5 protein-coding genes and 2 pseudogenes are annotated in these 24,490 nt (G+C 41.6%); all 7 read left to right on the forward strand.

Features of this window, described 5'->3' with window-relative positions; translation table 11 throughout:
* Positions 1-34: 34 nt before the first annotated feature.
* On the forward strand, positions 35-4,630 hold the full coding sequence (locus tag ACFFAP_RS00215) for an amino acid adenylation domain-containing protein (RefSeq protein WP_375509328.1): 4,596 nt from the start codon (positions 35-37) through the stop codon (positions 4,628-4,630).
* A 12-nt stretch (positions 4,631-4,642) separates the two neighbouring features.
* A complete protein-coding gene (locus ACFFAP_RS00220) occupies positions 4,643-8,713 on the forward strand; it encodes a condensation domain-containing protein (protein WP_375509329.1) in 4,071 nt (1,356 codons plus the stop codon).
* A 183-nt stretch (positions 8,714-8,896) separates the two neighbouring features.
* Positions 8,897-9,658, forward strand: a complete 762-nt coding sequence (locus tag ACFFAP_RS00225) for a class I SAM-dependent DNA methyltransferase (protein WP_375509330.1) — start codon at positions 8,897-8,899, stop codon at positions 9,656-9,658.
* 5 nt (positions 9,659-9,663) lie between these two features.
* Positions 9,664-12,888 (forward strand): amino acid adenylation domain-containing protein, encoded by a 3,225-nt coding sequence (locus tag ACFFAP_RS00230; RefSeq protein ID WP_375509331.1) that lies wholly within the window; start codon positions 9,664-9,666, stop codon positions 12,886-12,888.
* 38 nt (positions 12,889-12,926) lie between these two features.
* Positions 12,927-15,605: pseudogene (locus ACFFAP_RS00235) on the forward strand (type I polyketide synthase); the annotation flags it as partial.
* Between the two features lie 306 nt (positions 15,606-15,911).
* On the forward strand, positions 15,912-21,218 hold the full coding sequence (locus tag ACFFAP_RS00240; protein WP_375509332.1) for an amino acid adenylation domain-containing protein: 5,307 nt from the start codon (positions 15,912-15,914) through the stop codon (positions 21,216-21,218).
* 84 nt (positions 21,219-21,302) lie between these two features.
* Positions 21,303-24,023: pseudogene (locus tag ACFFAP_RS00245) on the forward strand (type I polyketide synthase); the annotation flags it as partial.
* Between the last annotated feature and the right edge of the window lie 467 nt (positions 24,024-24,490).

Genomic DNA, 24,490 nt, shown 5'->3' on the forward strand with positions numbered 1-24,490 from the left:
TAAATAAATACGCTATCAAGCTTGAGCAGGATAAATGCAAAAACAAATTCATGGATTTCAACTTTCCCCGCAACAAAGACGGTTGTGGTTATTACAACAAGACAGTCAATCTTATCAGGCGTATTGTGCTATTCTCCTAGAAGGGAATTTGCAATATGAGGTTTTAAAAGCAGCTTTACACCAAGTAGTAAATCGACATGAAATTTTACGAACGACTTTTCATCGTAGCCGTGGTATAAAAATTCCTATTCAAGTAATTAATCAGCCTACCTTCCTATCCTTAAATGAATATTCGTGGGAAAATCAAGAGGCTTTAGGAGTAGAGATAGAGCAGCTGTTTCAATCAGAAAGTCAGCGGAGTTTTGATTGGGAGAAAGCACCCCTTTTACAAACAACGCTTGCTACTATCTCACCACAAAAACATTTATTACTTGTCAGTTTGCCTGCTTTGTGTGCGGATACACCTACTCTGAAGAATTTAGTTTGTGAACTGAGCAAATGCTACGCGGCTTGCTTACGGAGCGAAACAGTTATTGAGCAACCTTTACAATATGCCGAAATTGCTGAATGGCAAAATGAATTGCTGAAAGCAGGATATTTGGAATTAGAAACAGATTACTGGGGAAAGCTAGATATTTCTAGTCTTAGTGGTTTACGGCTTACTTTTGCAAATCAGCAAACTGAAAACTCGGAATTTCAACCCCAATGGTTCAGCAGGAAAATTGCGCCTGATTTGGTAGCAAAAATAAATGCTATCACTCCGGGTAAAAAAATTAATAAAGATACATTTTTTATAACTTGTTGGCAAATTCTGTTATGGCGACTCACCGAACAATCAGACATAGTTATTGGAACAGCTTGTGATGGTCGCGGCTACGAAGAATTGCAAGAATCGTTGGGACTAATTGTTAAATATTTACCTCTGCGGTGTCATCTGGAAGATGACTACAAATTCAATGATCTCTTGGTTCAGGTTGCAGAAGCTACAGAGGAAATATCTGAATGGCAAGAAAGTTTTTGTTGGGAAAAAAGTGTTGAATTAGGTAATAGTCCAGAGCAGTTATTCTTCCCATTCTGTTTCGATTTTGAATCTCTCTCGGCTAAACATTTGGCTGGCGATGTCTACTTTTCAATTTATCAGCAGTACACTTGTGTTGATAAGTTTCAGGTTAAACTAACCTGTGTTAGTCGGGATGATAGTATAGCCGCTGAATTTCACTACGATGCGAATGTTTTGGCTTTAGAAGATATTCAGCGTCTAGCGAATCAATTTGAGACATTGTTAGCTAGTGTGGTTAACAATCCCGAAGGAGCGATCGCTACTTTCAATATCATCAGTCCTATCGAGCGTCAGCAACTCTTAGCCGAATTTAACAACAGCCAAACCACTATCTTACCCTACCAGTGCATCCATCATTGGTTTGAGTTACAGAGCGATCACACACCAGAAAATATCGCCGTCAGATTTCAAACCCAGCAATTAACCTACGCCGAACTCAATACTCGCGCCAATCAGCTAGCTCACTACTTACAAAAACAGGGTGTTGGTTCCGATGTGCTAGTGGGCATTTGCGTAGAGAGGTCTCTAGAAATGGTCATCGGAGTCTTAGGTATCCTCAAAGCAGGTGGAGCATACGTGCCCATCGATCCAATCTATCCCAAGGAACGCCAAGCCTTCATTCTTGGGGATACTCAAGCTCCTGTGCTGCTTACCCAGCAAAGTTTAGTAGCCGAAATACCAACAGAGGGAATCAAAGTCATTTGCCTAGACACCGACTGGGAAGTTATAGCTGACGAATGTGCAGAAAACCCAACCAGTCAGACAACTGCTCTCAATCTAGCCTACGTCATCTACACCTCCGGCTCCACTGGTAAACCCAAAGGAACGTTAATTCCCCATCAAGGTTTGGTAAACTATCTCAACTGGTGTACGCAAGCTTATGCAGTCGAGCAAGGAGACGGGACGCTAGTTCACTCTTCCCTAGCATTTGACCTGACGATAACTAGTCTGTTTTCACCTTTACTGGTAGGGTGTCGGGTAGACTTGTTACCAGAAGATCAAGGCATCGAAACCCTGAGCAACTCGCTACGTCACCACTCAAACTTAAGCCTGGTTAAAATTACACCTGTTCATCTGGAATTGCTCAACCAGCAAATATCACCAAAAGAAGCTGGTGGACGAACTCGCGCTTTCATTATTGGGGGTGAAAATTTATTAGCCAACAGCATTACCTTTTGGCAAAAGGCTGCTCCTGACACCATGCTTGTCAATGAGTATGGCCCAACAGAGACAGTTGTGGGATGCTGCATTTATAAAGTGCCAAGTAGCGAACAGCTATCAGGGTCGGTTCCAATTGGTCATCCAATCGCCAATACCAAGCTGTATGTACTTAACCAACACTGTCAGTTAGTGCCCATTGGCATGGCGGGTGAACTGTACATTGGCGGTCTGGGAATCGCCCGAGGCTATCTGCATCGCCCTGATCTGACCGCAGAAAAGTTTGTCCCCAACCCTTTTAGCAATGAACCTGGGGAACGTCTTTATAAAACTGGCGACCTAGTTCGTTACCGAGCAGATGGAACGCTGGAGTTCCTGGGACGTCGCGATGACCAGGTGAAGATTCGAGGCTTCCGCATTGAGCTAGGGGAAATTGAGTCTGTACTCTCTGAGTATTCGGGAGTACAAGAAACAGTAGTCATAGCGCGGGAGGATGTTCCAGGTAATCAGCGTTTAGTGGCATACATTGTATGGAACCATGAATCACCCTCGCTTAGTGATCTGCGAAGTTTCCTCAAACAGAAGCTACCTGAATACATGATGCCCTCAGCCTTGATATCGCTGAAGGCACTGCCATTAACTTCTAATGGCAAAGTAGATCGACGCGCACTACCAACACCAGACACAACCAGACCTGAACTAGAAGCAACTTACGCTGCACCGCACACTGCTGTCGAGGAGATATTAGCCCAAATCTGGAGCCAGGTACTTGGTGTTGATCAAGTGGGCATTTACGATAACTTCTTCGACTTAGGCGGAGATTCTATTCTCAGCATTCAGGTGATCGCCAAAGCCAAGCAGGCTGGTATACAGCTAACTACCAGTCAAATTTTCGATCACCAAACGATCGCTGAATTAGCCGCAGTGGCAGGAAACACTCCAACAATCCAGGCGCAACAGGAAGCGATCGTTGGTTCATTACCCGTGACGCCGATCCAAGCGTGGTTTTTAGCACAAAATCAGCCTGATTCGCACCACTGGAACCAGTCAATCCAACTGGAAGTGAATCAAGAACTCGACCCATTGATTATAGAGCAGGCGCTACAGCAATTGCTCATCCACCATGATGCGCTCCGCCTGCGTTTTATGCAGACGGAATCCGGTTGGCAACAGTTCAACGCTAGCCCAGACGAGATTTTATCTTTTATTAGACTGGATTTGTCGGTGCTGTCACCAGAAAAACAAGAATCTGCCATTGAAGAAGCAACGGAAATAGTACAGGCGAGCCTGAACCTATCGTCCGGGCCGCTTTTGAAGGTGGCCTTTTTTGAACTAGGTGTGCAAAAGTCAGCTCGAATGTTGGTTGTTATGCACCACTTGGTAGTTGATGGCGTCTCTTGGCGAATTTTGTTGGACGCTCTATATACAGTTTGTCAACAGCTTTCTCAGGGTGAAGCAATTAAGCTTCCACTAAAAACTACTTCGTTTCAACGGTGGTCGCAACGACTAGAGCAATACGCGCAGTCAGCAGAATTAAAGCAAGAATTACCCTATTGGCTCTCAGAATCGCGGAAATATATTTCTTCTGTGCCAATGGATAATGATCAAGGGGACAACCTGATGGCTTCTGCCGAAACTGTGTCAGTCAAACTCAGTGCAGAAGAAACCAAAGCATTGCTCCAAGAACTTCCTCAGGTTTATCTAACCCAAATTAATGACCTGTTAATAACCGCAGTTGCACAAACTTTGGCACAATGGAATGGAGAGCGAATCTCCACAGGAGACGCTTCGCGATCGCTATTAATCGACTTAGAGGGTCACGGGCGAGAAGACATATTCGACGATATGGATTTATCGCTTACCGTAGGTTGGTTCACAACCATCTTCCCAGTTGTCTTAGAACTGGGTGAGGAAATCTATCCAGAAAATACCTTAAAATCAGTCAAAGAGCAGCTTCGCAAAATTCCCAACCAGGGCATTGGCTATGGCGTACTGCGCTATATGAGCGAGGATGTAGAAATAGTTGAGCAATTACAAGCCCTTCCTCAAGCTCAAGTTATTTTCAACTATTTGGGTCAGTTAGATCGAATTATTCCAGAGAATTCTGAGTTTCGATTATCCCACTTGATCCCCGGACTAAACCGTAGTCCACGAGGAAGCATGAGCCATTTACTGGAGTGTATTGGCTTTGTTATGGGTGGTCAGTTGCAACTAGATTGGATCTACAGCAAGAACATTTATCAACGGGCCACAATTGAGGGTCTAGCTCAAGGTTGTGTAGAAGTGCTACGTGCTCTTATTGTCCGCAGTCAGTCTCCTGATGCATTTGGCTATACTCCTTCTGACTTTCCTGATGTTGAACTAAGCCAAGAAAAATTAGAAAAGGCTTTTGCCGAAATAGACTTTTCTTAAGTGGAGGATAAAATGAACAAGAAAAATATTGAAGCAATTTATCCCCTTTCGGCTCCACAGCAAGGTATGCTGTTCGAGACGCTGTATGCCCCATCAGGCATCCATATTGAGCAATTGACCGGTGTTTTTCAGGGAAATTTAGATATTTCTGCCTTTGAGCGAGCATGGCAGCGGGTTATAGACCGCCACTCAGTCTTGAGAACATGTTTCATCTGGAAAGAACAGGACGAGCCGCTTCAGGTAGTACTTCGACAGGTGAAAGTACCGCTAGAACAACTAGACTGGGGTCAGCTTTCATCATCTGAAGTGAAAGAGCAACTAGAAGCTTTTCTTCAGAGAGAGCGTCATCAGGGTATAAACCTTTCCAAAGCACCACTGATTCGCCTAGCTCTGATCCATTTGGGTGAAGAAAATTATCAATTTATTTGCAGTCATCACCATATTTTGATGGATGGATGGTCTGTCTCTTCAATCTTTCAAGAATTTTTTGCTTTTTACGAAGCGTTCTGTCGAGGTCAAGACCTACATTTAGAAAAACCTCGTCCCTACAGAGACTACATCGCTTGGCTGAAAAAACAAGATTTGTCCAAACCAGAAGCATTCTGGCGCAAAACTCTACAGGGTTTTACCAGACCAACTCCACTCGGAACAACAGTAGAGTCGCCAAGTGTCTCTGACCCAGAAGAGATTTACGGGGAACAGAAAGTTTACTTGTCAGCAGCTGCTACAGCTACCTTGCAATCTTTGGCAAGGCAATATCGCTTAACCCTGAATACGGTTATTCAGGGAGTTTGGGCATTGCTTTTGAGTCATTATAGTCAGCAAGAAGATGTCGTCTTTGGCATCACCGTCTCTGGTCGTCAGTCAGACTTAGAGGGGGTTGAATCAATGACTGGAATGTTCATCAATAGCTTACCTATACGGGTAAAGGTTTCCCCTAGAGCATCTTTCTGGTTTTGGCTCAAAGACATCCAGACCTATAATATAGAGCTACAGCAGTATGAATATAGCCCTGCTGGTCAAATTCATCAATGGAGTGAAGTTCCGGGAGCGTTGCCTCTTTACGAAAGTCTTCTAGTTTTCGAGAACTTTCCAGATATATCAAGACAGCAATCATCAGTTTTAAGTATCAATATCAGTCAAACTCATTTTAAAGGGGCACAAACTAAATATGCCCTGACGTTGCTTGTAGTTCCAGATTCAGAACTCAGATTTGATCTGATCTACGATACACGTCGCTTCAACAGAGCCGACATCACCTGCATTCAAGACCATTTCCTCACCTTACTTAAAAGCATAGTTACCGCTCCAGAAGAACAACAGATAACAACACTTTTAGATAAAATTCCAGTCAGTCAAATCCCGAAAATCAGGTTGCTTCCAAAACATGAGCCAGACAATTTTGGTCATGTCTTTGTGGCACCGCGTAATCCTGTTGAGGAAGTCCTAGCCGGAATTTGGAAGCAAATTCTTGGTGTTGAGCAAGTGGGAGTTGACGACAACTTTTTTGAATTGGGTGGACATTCTTTACTTGCCACCCAAGTTATGTCCCGCATACGCGATGCTTTTCAGCTTGAACTACCACTGCGTCACTTATTTGAATCACCTACTATAGCTAGCCTAGCTAAACAGATTGAAATCGTGATGAAACTGGAACAGAAGCTAGAAACTCCTGCCATCACACGCGTTTTCCGAGATGGCAATTTACCACTGTCTTTTGCTCAAGCTAGATTGTGGTTGCTGGAGCAACTATACCCTGGCAGCTTAACCTACAACGATCTATCTGGCTTACACCTTGTTGGTTCCCTAAATTTAGCTGTGCTGGAGCAGAGTTTGCAGGAAATAATCCGTCGTCATGAAGCGTTGCGTACTACCTTCTATATAGTAAATGGGCAACCATTTCAGGCGATCGCTCCCAGCCTAACTATTAGAATACCAATAGTAGACTTGCGGGAGTTACCAGAAGCACAGCAAGAAGGTCTTGTTCAACAACTGATTACAGAAGAATCGCAACGCTGTTTTGACCTAGTGCAAGGGCCATTACTAAGATGTACTCTCCTGCATATCCACGAGCAAGAACATATTGTATTGTTTACAATCCACCATATTGTCTCAGATGGCTGGTCAATGGGTGTGTTTGTTGAAGAATTAGCAACATTGTACCAAGTCTTCTGTGCCGGAAAACCTTCTCCACTTTTAGAACTACCCATACAGTATGTAGACTTTGCAATCTGGCAAAAACAGTGGTTGCAGGGGGAAGTATTAGAAAAACAACTTAGCTACTGGAAAAAGCAATTAGGAAGCAACCTTCCTGTACTGCAATTACCTACAGTTCGCCCACGGGCAGAAGTTAAAACTAGCCCTTGTGTAACTCAATTCTTCGACATTCCCTTTAACCTATCTCAAGAACTGCAAGTGCGATCGCGCCAAGAGGGTGCCACTTTATTCATGACCCTATTGGCAAGTTTTCAAATATTACTACAACGTTATACCCAGCAGGATGACATCATTGTTGGTACTGATGTTGCTAATCGTAATCGAGCCGAAATTGAATCATTAATTGGCTTTTTTGTGAATCTGCTGGTCTTACGCACCGATCTGAGCGGAAACCCCAGTTTCCGTGAGTTACTTGGGCGAGTCCGCGAGGTAGCATTAGGAGCCTATGCTCATCAAGATTTGCCCTTCGAGAAATTAGTAGAGGTTTTGCAACCTGAGCGAAATTTGAGTAACACATCGCCACTATTTCAGGTGTTGTTTGTCCTTCAGAATGCCCCAATGCCAACCTTAGAATTGCCAGGACTGACCTTAAGTTTGTTGGAAATTGAAAACAAAATAGCCAGGTTTGATTTAGCACTATTTTTAACAGAAACAGAGCAGGGAATCTTGGGTAAGTGGCAGTATAACTCTGAACTTTTTGATGCTGCTACCATCACTCGGATGACAAACCACTTCCAGACACTGCTCAACAGCATTGTGTCCCAACCTGATGTGCGGATTGGCAATTTAGAAATGCTGACTAAAGCTGAAAGAAAACAACAAGTTAGGCAAAAAAGAGAGCGCAAAGCATTTAATCAGGAAAAGTTAATCGGCATTACTCCTAAGGCTGTTAGCTCGTTGCCAGAAAGATTAGTCAAAACTGATTACTTTCAAACAGGACAAACATTTCCTCTAGTAATTAAGCCTGCTAGTAACGATATTGATTTGATTGCTTGGTCTAAAATTAACCAGGAATTTTTAGAGAGAGAATTGTTAAAACATGGTGCAATTTTGTTTAGAGGTTTCAATGTAAAATCAGTATTAAATTTTGAAAGTTTTGCCCAGGTAATTTCTCCAGACTTATTTGATGAATATGGTGATTTACCCCGGACTGGAGAGGGTGGTAAAGTTTATGGTTCTACTCCTTACCCGCCTGAAAAAGCCATCCTCTTTCATAACGAAAGTTCTCACTTACATCAGTGGCCTCTAAAAATTTGGTTTTTCTGCATCCAAGTAGCACAAAAAGGGGGAGAAACACCGATTATAGACTGTCGAAAAGCTTACAAAATAATCAATCCAAAATTGAGAGAAAGATTAGCTCAAAAACAATTAATGTACGTCCGTCACTATACCAAATGTCTGGATGTAAGCTGGCAAAACTTCTTTCGTACCAATGATAAATTAGTTGTAGAAAATTATTGCCGTCAAGTTAGGATTGATTTTGAATGGTATGATGATAATAGTTTAATTACTCGCCAAGTTCGTCCAGCTTTAGCAGTACATCCAAAAACTAGTGAATCTGTATTTTTTAATCAAATTCAGTTACACCATATAGCATATTTAGACGCAGAAGTTAGAGAATCTCTATTGTCTACATTTGGAGATAAACAGTTACCACGTAATGTTTATTACGGAGACGGCACTCCTATAGAAGACTCAGTTATTGCAGAAATTAATGAAGTTTATCAGCAATCTCAAACGAGCTTTACTTGGCAGCAAGGCGATATTTTGATGTTAGACAATATGCTGATTGCCCACGGACGGAATCCTTATGTAGGTTTTCGTAAAATTGTTGTTGCAATGGGCGAAATGATTAAAGAAACATAATTAATGAATTAATTAAAAGGGTAAAATTAGTTGAGATGTATTTAAGCATCCAAAATACTTAAGACCAGTTGTTACGACTCTGTTAATCCACTATATCTACCATATAATAATTATTTTAAATTTGATTATGCAATTGAGAGGAATTTTCAGCTTATTAATCGCTATCTAAAAAGGATAAACATTATGATGCATTCAAAACAACGCAATACCAATCATGATACTATAGCTTCTATGTATGACTTGAAAGGTATAGAACATCATGAGATTACATTAAATTGTATAGATAGCTTAATCCTAAAAAATATTCCTGAAGAAGCACACATTTTTGACCTTGGTTGCGGTACAGGGCAAATTACACAACGATTGCTGAAAAGAGGGTATCAGGTAACAGGACTTGATAGTTCTGAAGGAATGCTTAAGGTTGCAAGGGAGAATGCACCCGATGGTAAATTTATTTTAGATGATGCCCGATTTTTTACATTACCACCAACTTTCCATGCAGCTATTTCGACAGATGTTGTCCTCAACTATATCCTCAGCATTGAAGAATTGAAAGATACATTGCAAAATGTGTATAATGCACTGTTGGGAAATGGGATTTTTGCTTTTGAATTGTATCTGGAAGAATTGTGTGAATTAGATTGGAAAAATAGTGATTCTGGTGGTGGTGTCAAAGATAATAATGTCTGGGTGGATATTTGGAGTTACGATACAGAAAAGAAAATTGGTCGAAAGGATACGACTAGATTCCAATTACTAAATGGTCTTTGGCAACGTTCAGACAGGAGTTTTTTCTTAAAAGCTTATTCAACAACAGAGGTTAAATCGGCTCTAAAAGAGGTAGGATTTCGAGAAATTACCATATATGATCTAAAGCGTGATTTGGGAGTAGAGCAAGGGTCTGATACTGCCGTCTTTGTATGTCATAAACCGTTAAGTGAGTAGATAATATGCCAAATCAAATAACTCAGGGGTTTCGGCTTTCTCCTCAACAAAAGCATCTTTGGTCATTACAGCAGCATAGTTTAGCTTACTTTGCTCAATGTACTATTCTTCTTAAAGGCAATCTCAAACCAGAAGCATTAAAAACTGCTTTAGAGCAAGTCGTAATTGGACATGGAATTCTGCGTACAACTTTTCACTATCTACCTGGAATGAAAATTCCTGTGATGGTTTTAGGAAATAGGAATGTTTTATCGTGGCGTGACATTGACTTGAGTCATTGCAAACCAAAAGAACTCTCAAGCAAAATAGAATATTCTTTCCAAGAAGCACGCAGTTTTTCTCTCGATTTTGAGCAAGGGCCGGTGTTGCATGTATCTCTACTTACGCTATCAGGAAACAAGTACATTTTACTTATCAGTCTGCCTTCACTTTGTGCTGATACATGGACACTCAAAAATTTTGTAACTGAAATCAGCAATTCCTATTCTGTTTGCTTAGAACAAAAAACAGTATCAGAAGAAGTTGTACAATATCTCCAATTTTCAGAATGGCAGAATCAATTACTCGAAGATGAAGATGCAGAATCAGCTAAGAAATACTGGCATGAGCAAAATATTTCGACACTTGCCTCTTTAAAATTGCCTTTTGAGAACAAACTATTACAGCCATCAAAGTTTGAAATAGACTGTTATCGGTTAGATATTATTCCTAACATAACAGCCAAAATTGCCACCTTAGCTCAAAAGTATAATACTTCCGTTGCTGTGGTTTTACTAGCTTGCTGGCAAACGCTGATTTGGCGACTTACAAGACAGCCAGATATCCTCATCGGTATGGCTAGCGATCGCCGAGATTATGAAGAACTACATAACTTACTAGGACTTGTTGCTACTTGGTTGCCAATTAAAAGTTATTTGACATCAGATTTACGTTTTAAAGAAGTTGTAAAACTAGCTGATCAGACTATAGAAGCTAGTGCAGAATGGCAAGATTATTTTGTGCCAGAACCCATAGAAAATCATCAACTGGCTTTTCCCATCGGTTTCGAGTTTGAGCAGCTACCAGAAGAACTCGTTGCTGGCGACGTATCATTTTCTCTGGAGCAATATTACAGTTGTATTGAACAGTTTAAAGTCAAACTTACTTGTACTCAACGCGAGCATTCTTTAACTACAGAATTTTACTACGATATCAATTATTTCTCAGATGAGACTATTGAACATATAGCCAGACAATTTCAAATTTTCTTAACTAGTGTAACTGCTAATCCAGAAGAGAAAATTAGCCAATTAGAGATTCTCAGTCCAAGCGATCGCCAACAATTATTAGTCGAATTTAATCAAACACATCTTGACAAGATACAAGATAAGTGCATTCATCAAATATTTGAAGCACAAGTACAAAAAACACCGAATAAAATTGCCGTTGTCTTTGAAAACCAGCAATTAACCTATGCACAGTTGAACAGCAAAGCCAATCAACTTGCTGACTATTTACAGCAGCAAGGAGTTAAGCCAGAAGTTTTAGTGGGACTTTGTACAGAGCGATCGCTGTTGATGATTATTGGACTTTTGGGCATCCTCAAAGCTGGTGGAGCCTATTTACCGCTAGATCCAACTTTACCCAAAGATGGTTTTGCCAGCCGATTGCAAAATACCCAAATACCAGTAATCTTGACACAACAGCGATTAGTAAATGCCCTACCAACGCATACAGCACAGATAGTCTGTTTAGACACAGATTGGGATACCATTGCTCAACACAAAGATCAAAATCTCAGCAGTGAAGTGACAACTGAGAATTTAGCTTATGTTTTGTTCACCTCCGGCTCTACTGGTAGACCAAAAGGAGTCGCGATCGAACATCAACAACTTCTAAATTACCTTAACGGAATTACCCAAAGGTTAGACCTATCAACCACAACCAACTTCGCCACTGTTTCTACCTTAGCCGCAGACTTAGGTAATACTAGCATCTTTGCTGCTCTTTGTACTGGTGGATGTCTGCATGTATTGTCTGCTGAGTGTGCTACTGACTCAGCAGCCTTGGCAAAATACTGCCGCACACATCCTATCGACTGTCTAAAAATTGTCCCTTCTCACCTTGCCACGCTTCTCGCTGCTGCACCATCGGATTCCATCTTGCCCCGCCAGCAATTAATTCTGGGTGGCGAAGCTGCAAATTGGCAATTGATTGAACAGATTCAGCAGCAAGCACCATCTAGCTTAATTTTCAATCACTACGGCCCTACAGAAGCCACTGTGGGGGTTACTACCTTTGCGGTTGATCGGCAAATTAGTCATGCACAGACAGTACCCCTTGGTCGTCCACTTGCCAATACGCAGATTTATCTACTAGATGAGCAACTGCAACCTGTACCCATTGGCGTACCGGGTGAATTGTACATCGGCGGTGCAGGATTAGCTAGGGGTTATCTGAATCAATCTGATTTAACAGCAGCACAGTTTATTCCCAATCCTTTTGCAGATACGGGATTAATTGCTTCTAATTCAGGTTCACGATTATACAAAACTGGTGACTTAGCTCGCTACTTACCTGACGGTAATATTGAGTTTCTTGGACGAGTCGATCACCAAGTAAAAATTAGAGGCTTCCGCATTGAACTAGGAGAAATTGAAACTACACTGTGTCAACACCCGCAAGTGCAGCAGGCTGTAGCTTCTATCCGAGAAGAGGATGGCAACAAATCCTTGGTAGCCTATGTTGTTCCTAAGCAACAGCAAACACTCAGTGTTAGCGAATTACAAAGATTTCTGAGAGAGAAACTGCCGGAATACATGATGCCTGCAACTTTCATCATGTTAAAAGCTCTGCCACTGACACCCAATGGCAAAGTGAACCGTAGAGAGCTCCCAGAATCAAATGGCGATCGCCCAGAATTGGCAGCAACTTATCAGCCACCGCAAACTGAAGTAGAGCAAGCGATCGCTAATATCTGGCAACAGATGCTTCATGTTGAAAAGGTAGGTATTTATGATAATTTCTTTGATCTCGGTGGTCATTCATTACTTCTTGTGCAAATTCACGCCAAACTACGAGAAGTTTTGCACACCGATATATCAGTAATTAACCTATTTGAATATCCAACCATTAACTCATTAGCTAAATATTTAACACAAGAACCAACTGAAACATCCTCTTTTGAAGAAAGCACTCAGCGTGCTGAGAGCCGTACTGCTTCTAGACAGTCAAGAGCGCAATATAGATAAATATTTCTAAAAATAACTTAAACCTTTATTAATTAAAAATGAAAAATGACAACCTTCAACAAAATAAAATAGGCGATTTAGACATAGCTATTATTGGTATGTCTGGACGATTTCCTCAAGCTAAAAATCTTGATATTTTTTGGCAGAATTTACAAGAAGGTTTAGAATCAATTTCATTTTTCTCAAACCAGGAACTGGAGTCTATAGGGGTAGACACAAGTACACTAAACGATCCCAATTATGTGAAAGCAAATGCTGTACTGGAAGATGTAGAATTATTTGATGCTTCATTCTTTGATTACTCTCCCAAAACAGCAGAAATAATGGACCCACAGCATCGTCTGTTTTTGGAAACAGCATGGGAGGCTTTGGAAAGTGCTGGTTATGATTCTAAAACCTATAAAGGTCGGATTAGTGTTTACGGTAGTGCCAGTATTAGTAGCTACTTTTTATTTAATCTTTTTTCTAACAGTGAACTTATAAAATTAGTTGGTCTTGACCAAATTAGACATAACAATCGTACAGATAATCTAACTACAAGAGTTGCCTATAAATTAGACCTGAAAGGGTCAGCTATCACTGTTCAAACTGGATGTTCAAGTTCCTTAGTTGCTGTTCATTTAGCATGTCAAAGTTTAATAGATCGTGAGTGTGATCTAGTCTTAGCAGGTGGAGTTTCTGTAACTACCTTACAAAAGACAGGCTATTCTTATCAAGAAGGGGGAATTTTGTCTCCCGATGGACACTGCCGCGCCTTTGATGCCAAAGCACAAGGAACTGTTGGCGGCAATGGTGTAGGTATAGTAATTTTAAAACGATTAGCAGATGCGATCGCCGATCGAGATTATATCTATGCTGTAATTAAAGGTTCAGCAATTAATAATGATGGTTCAGCCAAAATTGGCTATACAGCTCCCAGTATTGATGGCCAAGCCAAAGTAATTGCAGAGGCTCTTGCCATCAGCAGAATCGAACCCGATATGGTCAGTTATGTAGAAGCTCATGGCACCGGCACAGTTTTAGGAGATCCGATTGAAATTGCAGCACTAACTAAATCTTTTCGTGCCAAAACTCAGAAAAAGAATTTCTGTGCCATTGGTTCGGTAAAGACGAATATCGGACACCTAGATACCGCAGCTGGTGTTGCTAGTTTAATCAAAACTGTTCTTGCACTCAAACACAAGCAAATACCACCCAGTTTGCACTTTGAACAGCCCAATCCCCAGATTGATTTTGCGAACAACCCCTTTTATGTTAACGACAAGCTATCAGAATGGAAGTCAAACGGACACCCTAGACGCGCAGGAGTCAGTTCCTTCGGCATTGGTGGCACTAATGCTCATGTGATTCTAGAAGAAGCTCCCGTAGAGAAGCAGGGGCAGCAGGGGAGGAAATATCAGCTGTTAGTTCTTTCTGCGAAAACGGAATCAGCACTCTTATCAGCTACAGCAAATCTGGCTAATTACCTCAAACAGCATCCTGATTTAAACTTAGCTGATGTTGCTTACACTCTGGGGATAGGTCGTCGAGCTTTTGATCATCGTCGAATGGTAGTTTGTCAAGATATTGAGGATGCAATCAAAGTTTTAGAGACAAAAGACCCGCAACGAGTTCTCACCCACTATCAAGAACCAGGTGAGCCAGAGGTTGTGTTTATGTTTCCTGGTCAGGGGTCGCAGTCTGTAGGGATGGGTCGAGAACTGTACCAAACTGAGCCAATTTTCCGGGAACAAATTGATGATTGCTGTGAACAACTCAAACATATATTAGAGCTAGACTTACGGACTATTCTGTATCCCAGCGAAGAACAAACTCAATGGGCGACACAGCAGTTGACCCAAACTCATATCACCCAGCCGGCGCTATTCGTGGTTGAATATGCCCTAGCACAGTTGTGGTTGGCTAGGGGAGTGTGTCCTAGTGCAATGATTGGTCATAGTATAGGAGAATATGTCGCCGCTTGTTTAGCTGGGGTATTTTCTCTAGAACATGCATTGATGCTAGTTGCCAGACGTGGGCAATTGATGCAGCAACTACCTTCAGGAGCAATGCTAGCTGTGGCGCTACCGGAGACAAAAGTTATACCTATGCTAAGTGCTAAACTCTCCTTAGCAGCAATCAACGCACCAGAACGTTGTGTAGTCTCAGGATTAAGTTCAGAGATAGAAAATTTGCAAAACCGCTTAACTGAGCAAGGAGTTGACTGTCGTCTTCTTCGTACCTCCCATGCCTTTCATTCTCAAATGATGGACTCGATCATTGAGCCATTTATGAATTTGTTAGCAAAAGTCAATCTTAATCCACCAAAAATTCCGTTTTTATCTAACGTAACTGGCACTTGGATTACTACAGGAGAAGCAACCGATAACAGTTATTGGGTTAAGCATTTGCGGTCATCAGTACGCTTTTCCGATGGCATTAGTGAATTGTGCAAACAGCCAAATCGGATTTTTTTAGAAGTTGGGTTTGGTCGCACTTTAAGTACTTTAACTAAGCAACAATCACAGGGACAATTGGTGCTTTGCTCCATAGGTCATCCTCATGATCAACAATCTGATGTTGCTTTCTTGCTGAATACCTTGGGGAATTTGTGGCTGTACGGTGTACAAGTTGATTGGTCAGATTTTTATGCTCATGAAAAACTTTATCGACTACCTTTACCAACTTACCCATTTGAGCGTAAAAGATACTGGATTGAGTCTACTAAAGTTAATGAGTTGAATCAACTGCGGAATGAAAAAAATAATCATTTGATAGATAAATCACAAGATGTGTTTGTTGAATCTCATCAAAATAATATCCTCCAACTGAGTAGTAAAAGTGAAAAATATAATAATTCTCTTGAAAAGCTCATCAATAAACAAATTGCTGTTATGTTTCAGCAGTTAGAGGTGTTAGAAAAAGATATGTAGCAATTCTCTATAATACCGCCAAGAGCGTCAATAAAAAAGTAAATATTTTATAAATTATTTAGGACTGCTATTAAATACATTTAGTGATAAATAAATTTTAAAAATAACCTTATGAATAAAGATTCGCAATATCAAAAATTAATATTAAGGCTTAAAAACATTGTTAGTGAGTCCTTGGGTGTCAAATCATCTGGAATAGATATTCATACTCGTTTTCTAGAGATGGGTGTTGACTCTCTAATATTGCTGCAAATAAACCGCGCCATTCAAAAACAGTTAAGTATTAATATTCCTTTTCGTTTATTACTTGAAGATTTATCAACAATTCATGCCTTAGTAGCACACATAGCGCAAGAACTACCTTCAGAAGATATCATTACAGAGACTTATTTTGAAGAACCAACACTTGCTGTTAAGGCTTCAGATATACAAGAGTTTGAGCAAGAAGATGAAAAATCTGTAACAGGTACAATGGTGGAACAGGTAATAGAACAGCAGCTTCAGCTAATGTCTAAACAGCTAGATATTTTGCAAAAAGCAGGTTCATCTAAGAAGATATTACCTTTACAAGTAGCAATGCCATCTGCTCCTGTTCAGCATGAAGTAAAACAAGTTGCTCAATCCCTAATTAATAAATCTGGTTTTCAAGAAAAGAAATCATCGATTCAAGCTGAGTTTAATCAACAACTCATCAACCAAACAATTGAGCCTCAAATTCTGGCAAATGCCCAACAGCTTGAGTCAGAATCAAAGATGTTAACTCCCCATCAACAAAAACATTTAGATTATTTAATTGCACGTTTTGTCAAGCGGACTTCAGAATCTAAGCGACTCTCACAAGTTTATCGGTCTTACCATGCTAATAGCAGGGCGGTAACAGGGTTCCTGCCCTCAATTAAAGAGATGTTATATCCCATCCACGGACAGCGTGGAGAGGGAGCCAGGCTCTGGGATGTTGATGGCAACGAATACGTAGACATTTCTATGGGGTTTGGTGCGCTTTTATTTGGCCATTCGCCTTCATTTGTCATTGATGCAATTCAAGAACAAATAAACCAAGGTATACTGCACGGCCCACAATCGCGTCTTGCCGGTCAGGTTGCGGAGTTAATTTGTCAACTGACAGGCGCAGAACGGGCAGCTTTTTGTAACGATGGTTCAGAAGCCGTGATGGGAGCAATACGCCTAGCACGCGCTACCACAGGACGCTCCAAGATTGCTTTATTCGCTGGCTCTTATCACGGTATATATGATGGGATATTGGTGCGAGGAGTAACATCCAACCAAGGAACGCGGCATTCTATCCCTAGAGCTATAGGTATTCCATCTTACATTGCGGATGATGTTATTGTACTCGACTATGGCCAACCTGAATCCCTAGAGATTTTAAAAACTCATGCTCACGAACTGGCGGCAGTTCTGGTAGAGCCGATACAAAGCAGTCGGCCAGATTTGCAACCCAAAGAATTCCTGCTCCAACTCAGACAACTAACTCAAGCAACAGGAACCGTATTAATTTTTGACGAAGTGATTACCGGCTTTCGGATGCACCCAGGTGGTATTCAAGGATTATGGGATATTCAAGCAGATTTAACCACCTATGGTAAAGCCGTTGCTGCTGGGATGCCAATTGGGGTGATAGCTGGCAAAGCAGCTTTGATGGATACGCTAGATGGTGGGATGTGGAACTATGGAGATGAATCTTATCCTCAAGCGGAAACCACGATGTTTGCGGGTACTTTCTTTAAACATCCTTTGGTAATGGCTGCGGCTTGGGCTGCACTCAACCATATTAAGAACATTGGCCCAAAGCTACAGCAGGAGTTATCTCAAAAAACAACGAAATTAGCTCAGACACTTAATAGTTACTTTGAACAAAGGCAAATTCCTATTCAAGTAGTCCATTTTGGTTCGCTGTTTCGTTTTATCGCCTCATCTCCTCTCAAGTTTGGTCAATTGTTTTTCTACCATCTGCTGGAAAAAGGTGTTTATGTTTGGGAAGGACGCACCCTTTATCTGTCTACGGCTCATACCGATGCAGATATTGAACATATAATTCGAGCAGTCAAGGAAAGCATAGTAGAAATGCAACAAGGGGAATTATTACCATCTGCCCCGATTTCAACAACGCTCAAAATTCCTCTGACGGCAGCACAAAAAGAATTGTGGTTTTTAGCACAAATGGGAGATGAGGTCTCCCGCGCCTATAATGAATCGAGAACTATTCACCTGCGGGGAACTTGCAATTTATTGGCAGTACGTAAGGCGGTTCAGGAAATTATCAATCGTCACGAAGCGCTGCGAACTACTTTTAGCCCAGAGGGAGATGAGCAATTGATTCATTCCACTTTGACTATAGACATTCCTGTGAGCGACTTTTCAACTTTAGATAAAAGTCAACGAGAAGCACAGCTATCGGAGTTGTTAACACAAGAAGCTCAACAAATTTTCCATCTGGAAAAAGGGCCATTACTGGGTTGCCACATAGTTAAGTTAGAGGAAAATCATAATCTTGTGGTTCTGACGAATCATCACATTATTGCTGATGGTTGGTCGATTGGTATTTTGCTACGAGAACTAGCAGCAATTTATTCAGCAGAGTGCCAGGGCATTCCTAGCCATCTTCCGCAACCGATGAAATGGAGTGATTATGCTCTGTGGCAAGTACAAAGGCAGCAGAGTCCAGAGATGGCAAAAGCTGAAGCTTATTGGTTAGGTCAATTTGCGAGTTCAGTGCCTGTGTTGGAATTGCCAACTGACCGTCCTCGACCACCAATCTTTTCGTACACTGGTGCGCGAGAAAATCTCATCCTTGATTCAACATTGTATAACGCTCTAAAAAATTTAAGCGGACAACGTGGTTATACTTTATTTACGATTCTTTTAGCAGCATTTATAACTTTATTACAACGATTGACGAATCAACAAGATATAGTTGTTGGTATTGCTTCAGCCGGACAGTCAGCGATCGCAGGCGAATCTCTTGTTGGTCACTGTGTTAATCTATTGCCTATACGTAGCCAAGTTATTGGCAACCCAGGATTCACGGAGTATTTGAGTGCAATCCAGCAAGTATTGTTAGATGCTTATGAGTATCAAATTTATCCATTTATTAAACTAATTGAAAATTTAAAGTTACCACGAGATCCTAGCCGTACCCCTCTCTTTACCACAGGGTTTAATTTGGACAAAGCTCAATTTGAGTCAAAGTCCTTAAAGCAAGAATTTGAGGTTGCTAAAAATTCTACCAGTGCTACTAAGCTTGATATTAATTTAAATATTTTTCAGACAGATAATGAGCTACTAGTAGAACTGGAATATAATACTGATCTATTTGACTCCCAAACAATCCAACGTTGGCTCAGACATTACGTAACTTTACTAGAAAGTATTGTCGCCAATCCGGAGCAGCCCCTTGCAGAATTGCCTCTATTGACGAAAACAGAACAACAACAGTTATTGGTGGAATGGAATAATACTCAAACTAACTATTCTGGTGAGTATTGTATCCATGAGTTATTTGAAGTTCAAGTGGAGCGATCGCCCGATGCCATTGCCGTAATCTTTGAAGACCAACACCTGACCTATCGAGAGCTAAATCACAGGGCAAATCAACTCGCGCATTATTTGCGATCGCTCGGCGTAGGCCCAGAGGTACTGGTGGGAATTTGCGTAGAGCGCTCAACAGATATGGTTGTGAGTATCTTGGGAATTCTCAAGGCTGGTGGGGCTTACGTCCCTCTAGATCCTACCTATCCTCAGGAGCGTCTAGCCTTCATGCTGGAAGATGCCCAGGTTTCGGTATTGTTAACCGAGGATAAATTTCTCGAAGGTTTACCTGAGCATCAGGCGCAGGTGGTTTGCCTAAACCAAAACAGTGAGGCTTGGCGTCAAGAAAGGGTAGATAATCCGGTTAGGGAGGTAACTACAAATAATCTAGCTTATGTAATTTACACCTCCGGCTCGACTGGTAAACCCAAAGGCGTTTTAGTCAATCATCAGAACGTGATTCGGCTGTTTACCGCCACACAGTCATGGTTTAACTTTAGCGATCGCGACGTGTGGACAAATTTTCACTCTTATGCATTTGACTTCTCCGTTTGGGAAATTTGGGGATCTCTCCTCTATGGGGGACGGCTGGTAGTTGTTCCTTACTGGATTAGCAGGTCGCCAGAGGCTTTCTACAAATTGTTATGCACTCAGCAGGTAACAGTACTCAATCAAACTCCATCCGCCTTCCGTCAATTAATGAATGCAGAGGAGGAAGCGGCAGGCAAAACTGGAACCCTAGCTCTGCGTCTCGTGATTTTTGGGGGCGAAGCCCTGGAACTCGATAGCTTGCAGCCCTGGTTTGAGCGCCACGGTGATGGCTACGCAGTGCCGCAACTAGTCAATATGTACGGTATTACAGAAACGACCGTACATGTAACCTATCGCCCCATAAATATGGCAGATTTAAGTCAAAGAAATGGTAGCCTAATTGGGCATCGTATTCCTGACTTGCAAATATACTTATTAGATTCACAACGGCAACTAGTTCCAATTGGGGTTGCTGGTGAACTCTACATTGGTGGTGCGGGTGTGACTCGTGGTTATCTCAATCGCCCAGAGCTAACAGCTGAACGGTTCATTGTCAACCCCTTTAGCGAAGTAACTGATGCTTATTTATACAAATCTGGCGATTTGGCTCGTTACTTGCCCAATGGCGAACTTGAGTACTTAGGACGCATTGACCACCAAGTTAAAATTCGAGGTTTCCGCATTGAGTTAGGAGAGATTGAAACGGCACTGAGAAAACATGTAGCAGTCCGAGAAGTAATAGTCCAGGCTGTTGAAGAGAGTTATGGTGAGAAGCGTTTAGTAGGCTATGTAGTGCTGCATGAGAAACAGGCAGTTACAATCGGTGATTTACAGCGATTCCTGAAAGAAAAGCTACCAGAATATATGGTGCCTTCTGCCTTTATCTTACTCCCTGCTATGCCGCTAACGGCCAACGGCAAGCTTGATCGGCGATCGCTACCTGCACCAGAAACTATTCGCCCAAATTTGTCAGATGCTTATGTCATGCCCCAAACACAGATGGAACAAACTATCGCTACTATTTGGCAAAAGGCTCTCAATATCGAGAAAATAGGCATTCACGACAACTTTTTTGAACTCGGTGGGCATTCATTACTTATGGTTAAGGTTCATAGCCAATTACGTGAAATCTTTCAAACTGATTTATCAATGATCGACATGTTTAGATATCCAACCATCAGCTCTCTAGCAGAATGCTTTGCCACAATCAAAAATCACACATCATCCTTTCAGAAAACTGATATAAAAATTGAGACGATTAAAGATGGTAAAACTCAACAACAAAAACGTCTGCAAAAACTAAAGTCAATTAGTAAAAGTTTAGGAGTTAAGGAATAATCCTTCAAAAGTTCCTGCAAATACTAGCTTATAAATAGTAATTGTCGATAGATTATTCAGAAATACTAAAGGATTTAAAGAATCATGAATGATTCAACAACAGATACCACCAAAACAGGCTCAGAAATAGCGATTATTGGTATAGCCGGAAAATTTCCTGGAGCCAAAAATACTGACGAGTTTTGGCAAAATCTCAAAAAAGGTGTAGAGTCAATATCTGTTTTTACTGATGAAGAACTATTAGCTTCTGGGATAGACGCAGCGACACTCAATAACCCAAAGTTTGTCAAAGCACGAGCTGTATTAGAAGATGTAGAACTTTTTGATGCTTCATTCTTTGGCTTCAATCCTAGAGAAGCTGATATTACTGATCCACAACATCGTCTATTTTTAGAATGTGCATATATTGCCCTTGAAGATGCTGGCTATGACTCAGAAAATTATCAAGGTTCTATTGGAGTTTACGCCGGAGCTAGCTTCAGTGGCTACTTACTCAATGTTTATTTAAACGAAGATATTATTAAATCTATAGATTATCACCAACTAGCGATCGCAGGTGACAAAGACTATTTAACTACCCGCGTTTCTTACAAACTTAACCTAGAGGGGCCAAGTTATACTGTTCAAACCGCCTGCTCAACTTCATTGGTTGCTGTGCATTTAGCTGCTCAAAGCTTACTCAATGGAGAATGTGATATGGCTTTGGCCGGTGGTGTTTCCATAAATTCTTCTAGAAAAACTGGCTATCTTTACAAAGAAGGGGGAATTGGTTCTCCCGACGGACACTGCCGCGCCTTTGATGCTCAAGCACAAGGAACTGTTGGTGGCGAAGGTGTAGGCATTGTGGTTTTGAAGAGATTAGACGATGCTCTAGCAGATGGAGATACCATCCATGCCATCATTAAAGGTTCTGCTGTCAATAACGATGGATCTTTCAAAGTTAGTTATACAGCACCGCGTATAGATGGTCAAGCCAAGGTGATTAGAACTGCTCAAGTTGTTGCCGAGGTTGAACCTGAAACAATTACCTACATTGAAGCTCATGGTACAGGAACCTCACTAGGAGATCCGATTGAAATCGCGGCGTTAACACAAGCTTTTCGAGCCACCACTGAGAAGAAAGGCTTTTGTGCCATTGGTTCGGTGAAAACCAACATTGGACATTTAGACGCTGCTGCTGGGGTAACAGGTCTGATCAAAACCGTCCTAGCCCTGAAACATCAACAGATACCACCTAGTTTGCACTTTCAAGAACCATCACCGCAAATTGATTTTGCTAACAGTCCTTTTTATGTCAACACCAAACTTACCGAATGGGCAACAAACAGCATTCCTCGCCGTGCCGGAGTTAGTTCTTTTGGAATTGGTGGGACTAATGCCCATGTGATTTTGGAAGAAGCCCCGGCTGTTGGTGAGCAGGTGAGCAGGGGAGCAGAGGAGCAGGGGAGAAAATATCATCTGTTAGTTCTTTCTGCGAAAACGGAATCTGCATTAGAAACAGCTACGGCGAATCTGGCTAATCACCTCAAACAGTATCCCAATCTCAACTTAGCTGATGTGACTCATACCCTTGGTGTAGGTCGTCGAGCTTTTGATTATCGCCGGATGGTAGTATGCCAAGATATGAACGATGCGGTAAAGGTACTGTCTACTTCAGATTCACAAAGAGTTTTTACCCACTACCAGCAACCTTCCCATCGTCCTGTGGTGTTTATGTTTTCCGGGCAAGGAACGCAGTACGTGAATATGGCTAGAGAACTCTACGAGAGTGAGCCAATCTTTACACTTGCAGTTGATCGTTGCTGTGAACTGCTGCAACCACATCTAGGTTTTGATCTACGCCATATACTGTATCCAAATGAGACACAGAACGCAAAAGCAACGAAGGAACTCCAACAAACATCTGTTGCTCAACCAGCACTGTTTGTCATTGAGTACGCCCTAGCTCAATTGTGGATGGCATGGGGTATACACCCAGAGGCAATGATTGGTCACAGTATTGGGGAGTATGTAGCTGCCACTTTAGCAGGAGTTTTCTCTCTGGAAGATGCCCTAATGCTAGTCGCCATTCGAGGACGACTGATACAGCAACTTCCCAGTGGGGAAATGCTCTCTGTCCAACTTCCCGAACAAGAAGTACAACCTCTGCTAGATAGAGAATTGTCTTTAGCCGCAAGTAATGGGCCTTCTTACTGCGTGGTTTCTGGTGCAACTGAAGCAATAAATAGATTGCAACAACAACTAGAGTCCAAAGGTGTAGCTTGTCGAAAGTTGCATACTTCTCATGCCTTTCATTCTCAGATGATGGAGCCAATTCTCCAGCCATTTACACAGCAGTTACAAAAACTCCAACTTCATCCCCCAACAATTGAGTTTGTGTCTAACGTCAGTGGCACTTGGATTACTGTAGCCCAAGCAACAGACCCCAACTATTGGGTAAAACACTTACGGCAGACAGTGCGCTTTAGTGAAGGGATGACTGAGTTGTTCAAAATACAGGAGCGGATCTTTTTAGAGGTTGGGCCTGGAAGGACTTTAAGTACCTTTGCCAAGCAACATCACCAGGATAAACTGGTGGTACTAACCTCAATCCGGCATCCACAGGAGCAACAGTCGGATTTAGCATTTTTACTCAACTCTTTGGGGCAACTCTGGCTTTTTGGTGTCAAAGTAGACTGGTCTGGTTTTTATGCTAACGAGCAACGCCATCATATTCCTTTACCGACTTATCCATTTGAACGCCAACGTTATTGGATTGAACCACAAAAACAGCCACGTCTAGCAGGACAATCTCAACCAAAAGTAACCGCAACTGAATTAGGGAAATCTCTCGTAGAAGCTTGTAGAGTAAAGGCTCTTGCTAGCATCACTACACTAGACGCGCAAACTTATTTGCTGAACAAACAGTGTTTGGATCGTTTATGTACTGCCTACATAAACCTTGCTCTCCAGCGTTTAGGTGCTTTTAACAACTCCAATCAACAGTATTCTTCTAAAGAGTTGTGTGAGCAATTTCAGATTATTCCTCGCTATCGACAATTGTTGTGTCGCTTTTTAGATGTACTAGTAGAGCAAGGTCACTTACAACAAGACAAGGATTTATTTACAAATTTTGTTCCCTGTTCCATCGACTCTATTAATACTCTGGTAGAAGAAGTTAAAATTAGATACGTAGATACACTCCATGAGCTAAATATAGTCCAGGAATGTGGCGAGAATCTGCCAAATGTACTGATTGGTGAAAAAGAACCGTTAGAGTTGTTCTTTGCGGT

This window comes from uncultured Nostoc sp., assembly GCF_964245575.1.
Classification (GTDB): Bacteria; Cyanobacteriota; Cyanobacteriia; order Cyanobacteriales; family Nostocaceae; genus Nostoc.

What these genes read in the sequence shown, in the direction of transcription:
- ACFFAP_RS00215 (WP_375509328.1), top strand. Translation starts at nt 35, where the DNA reads ATGCAAAAACAAATTCATGGATTTCAACTTTCCCCGCAACAAAGACGG.
- ACFFAP_RS00220 (WP_375509329.1), top strand. Translation starts at nt 4,643, where the DNA reads ATGAACAAGAAAAATATTGAAGCAATTTATCCCCTTTCGGCTCCACAG.
- ACFFAP_RS00225 (WP_375509330.1), top strand. Translation starts at nt 8,897, where the DNA reads ATGATGCATTCAAAACAACGCAATACCAATCATGATACTATAGCTTCT.
- ACFFAP_RS00230 (WP_375509331.1), top strand. Translation starts at nt 9,664, where the DNA reads ATGCCAAATCAAATAACTCAGGGGTTTCGGCTTTCTCCTCAACAAAAG.
- ACFFAP_RS00240 (WP_375509332.1), top strand. Translation starts at nt 15,912, where the DNA reads ATGAATAAAGATTCGCAATATCAAAAATTAATATTAAGGCTTAAAAAC.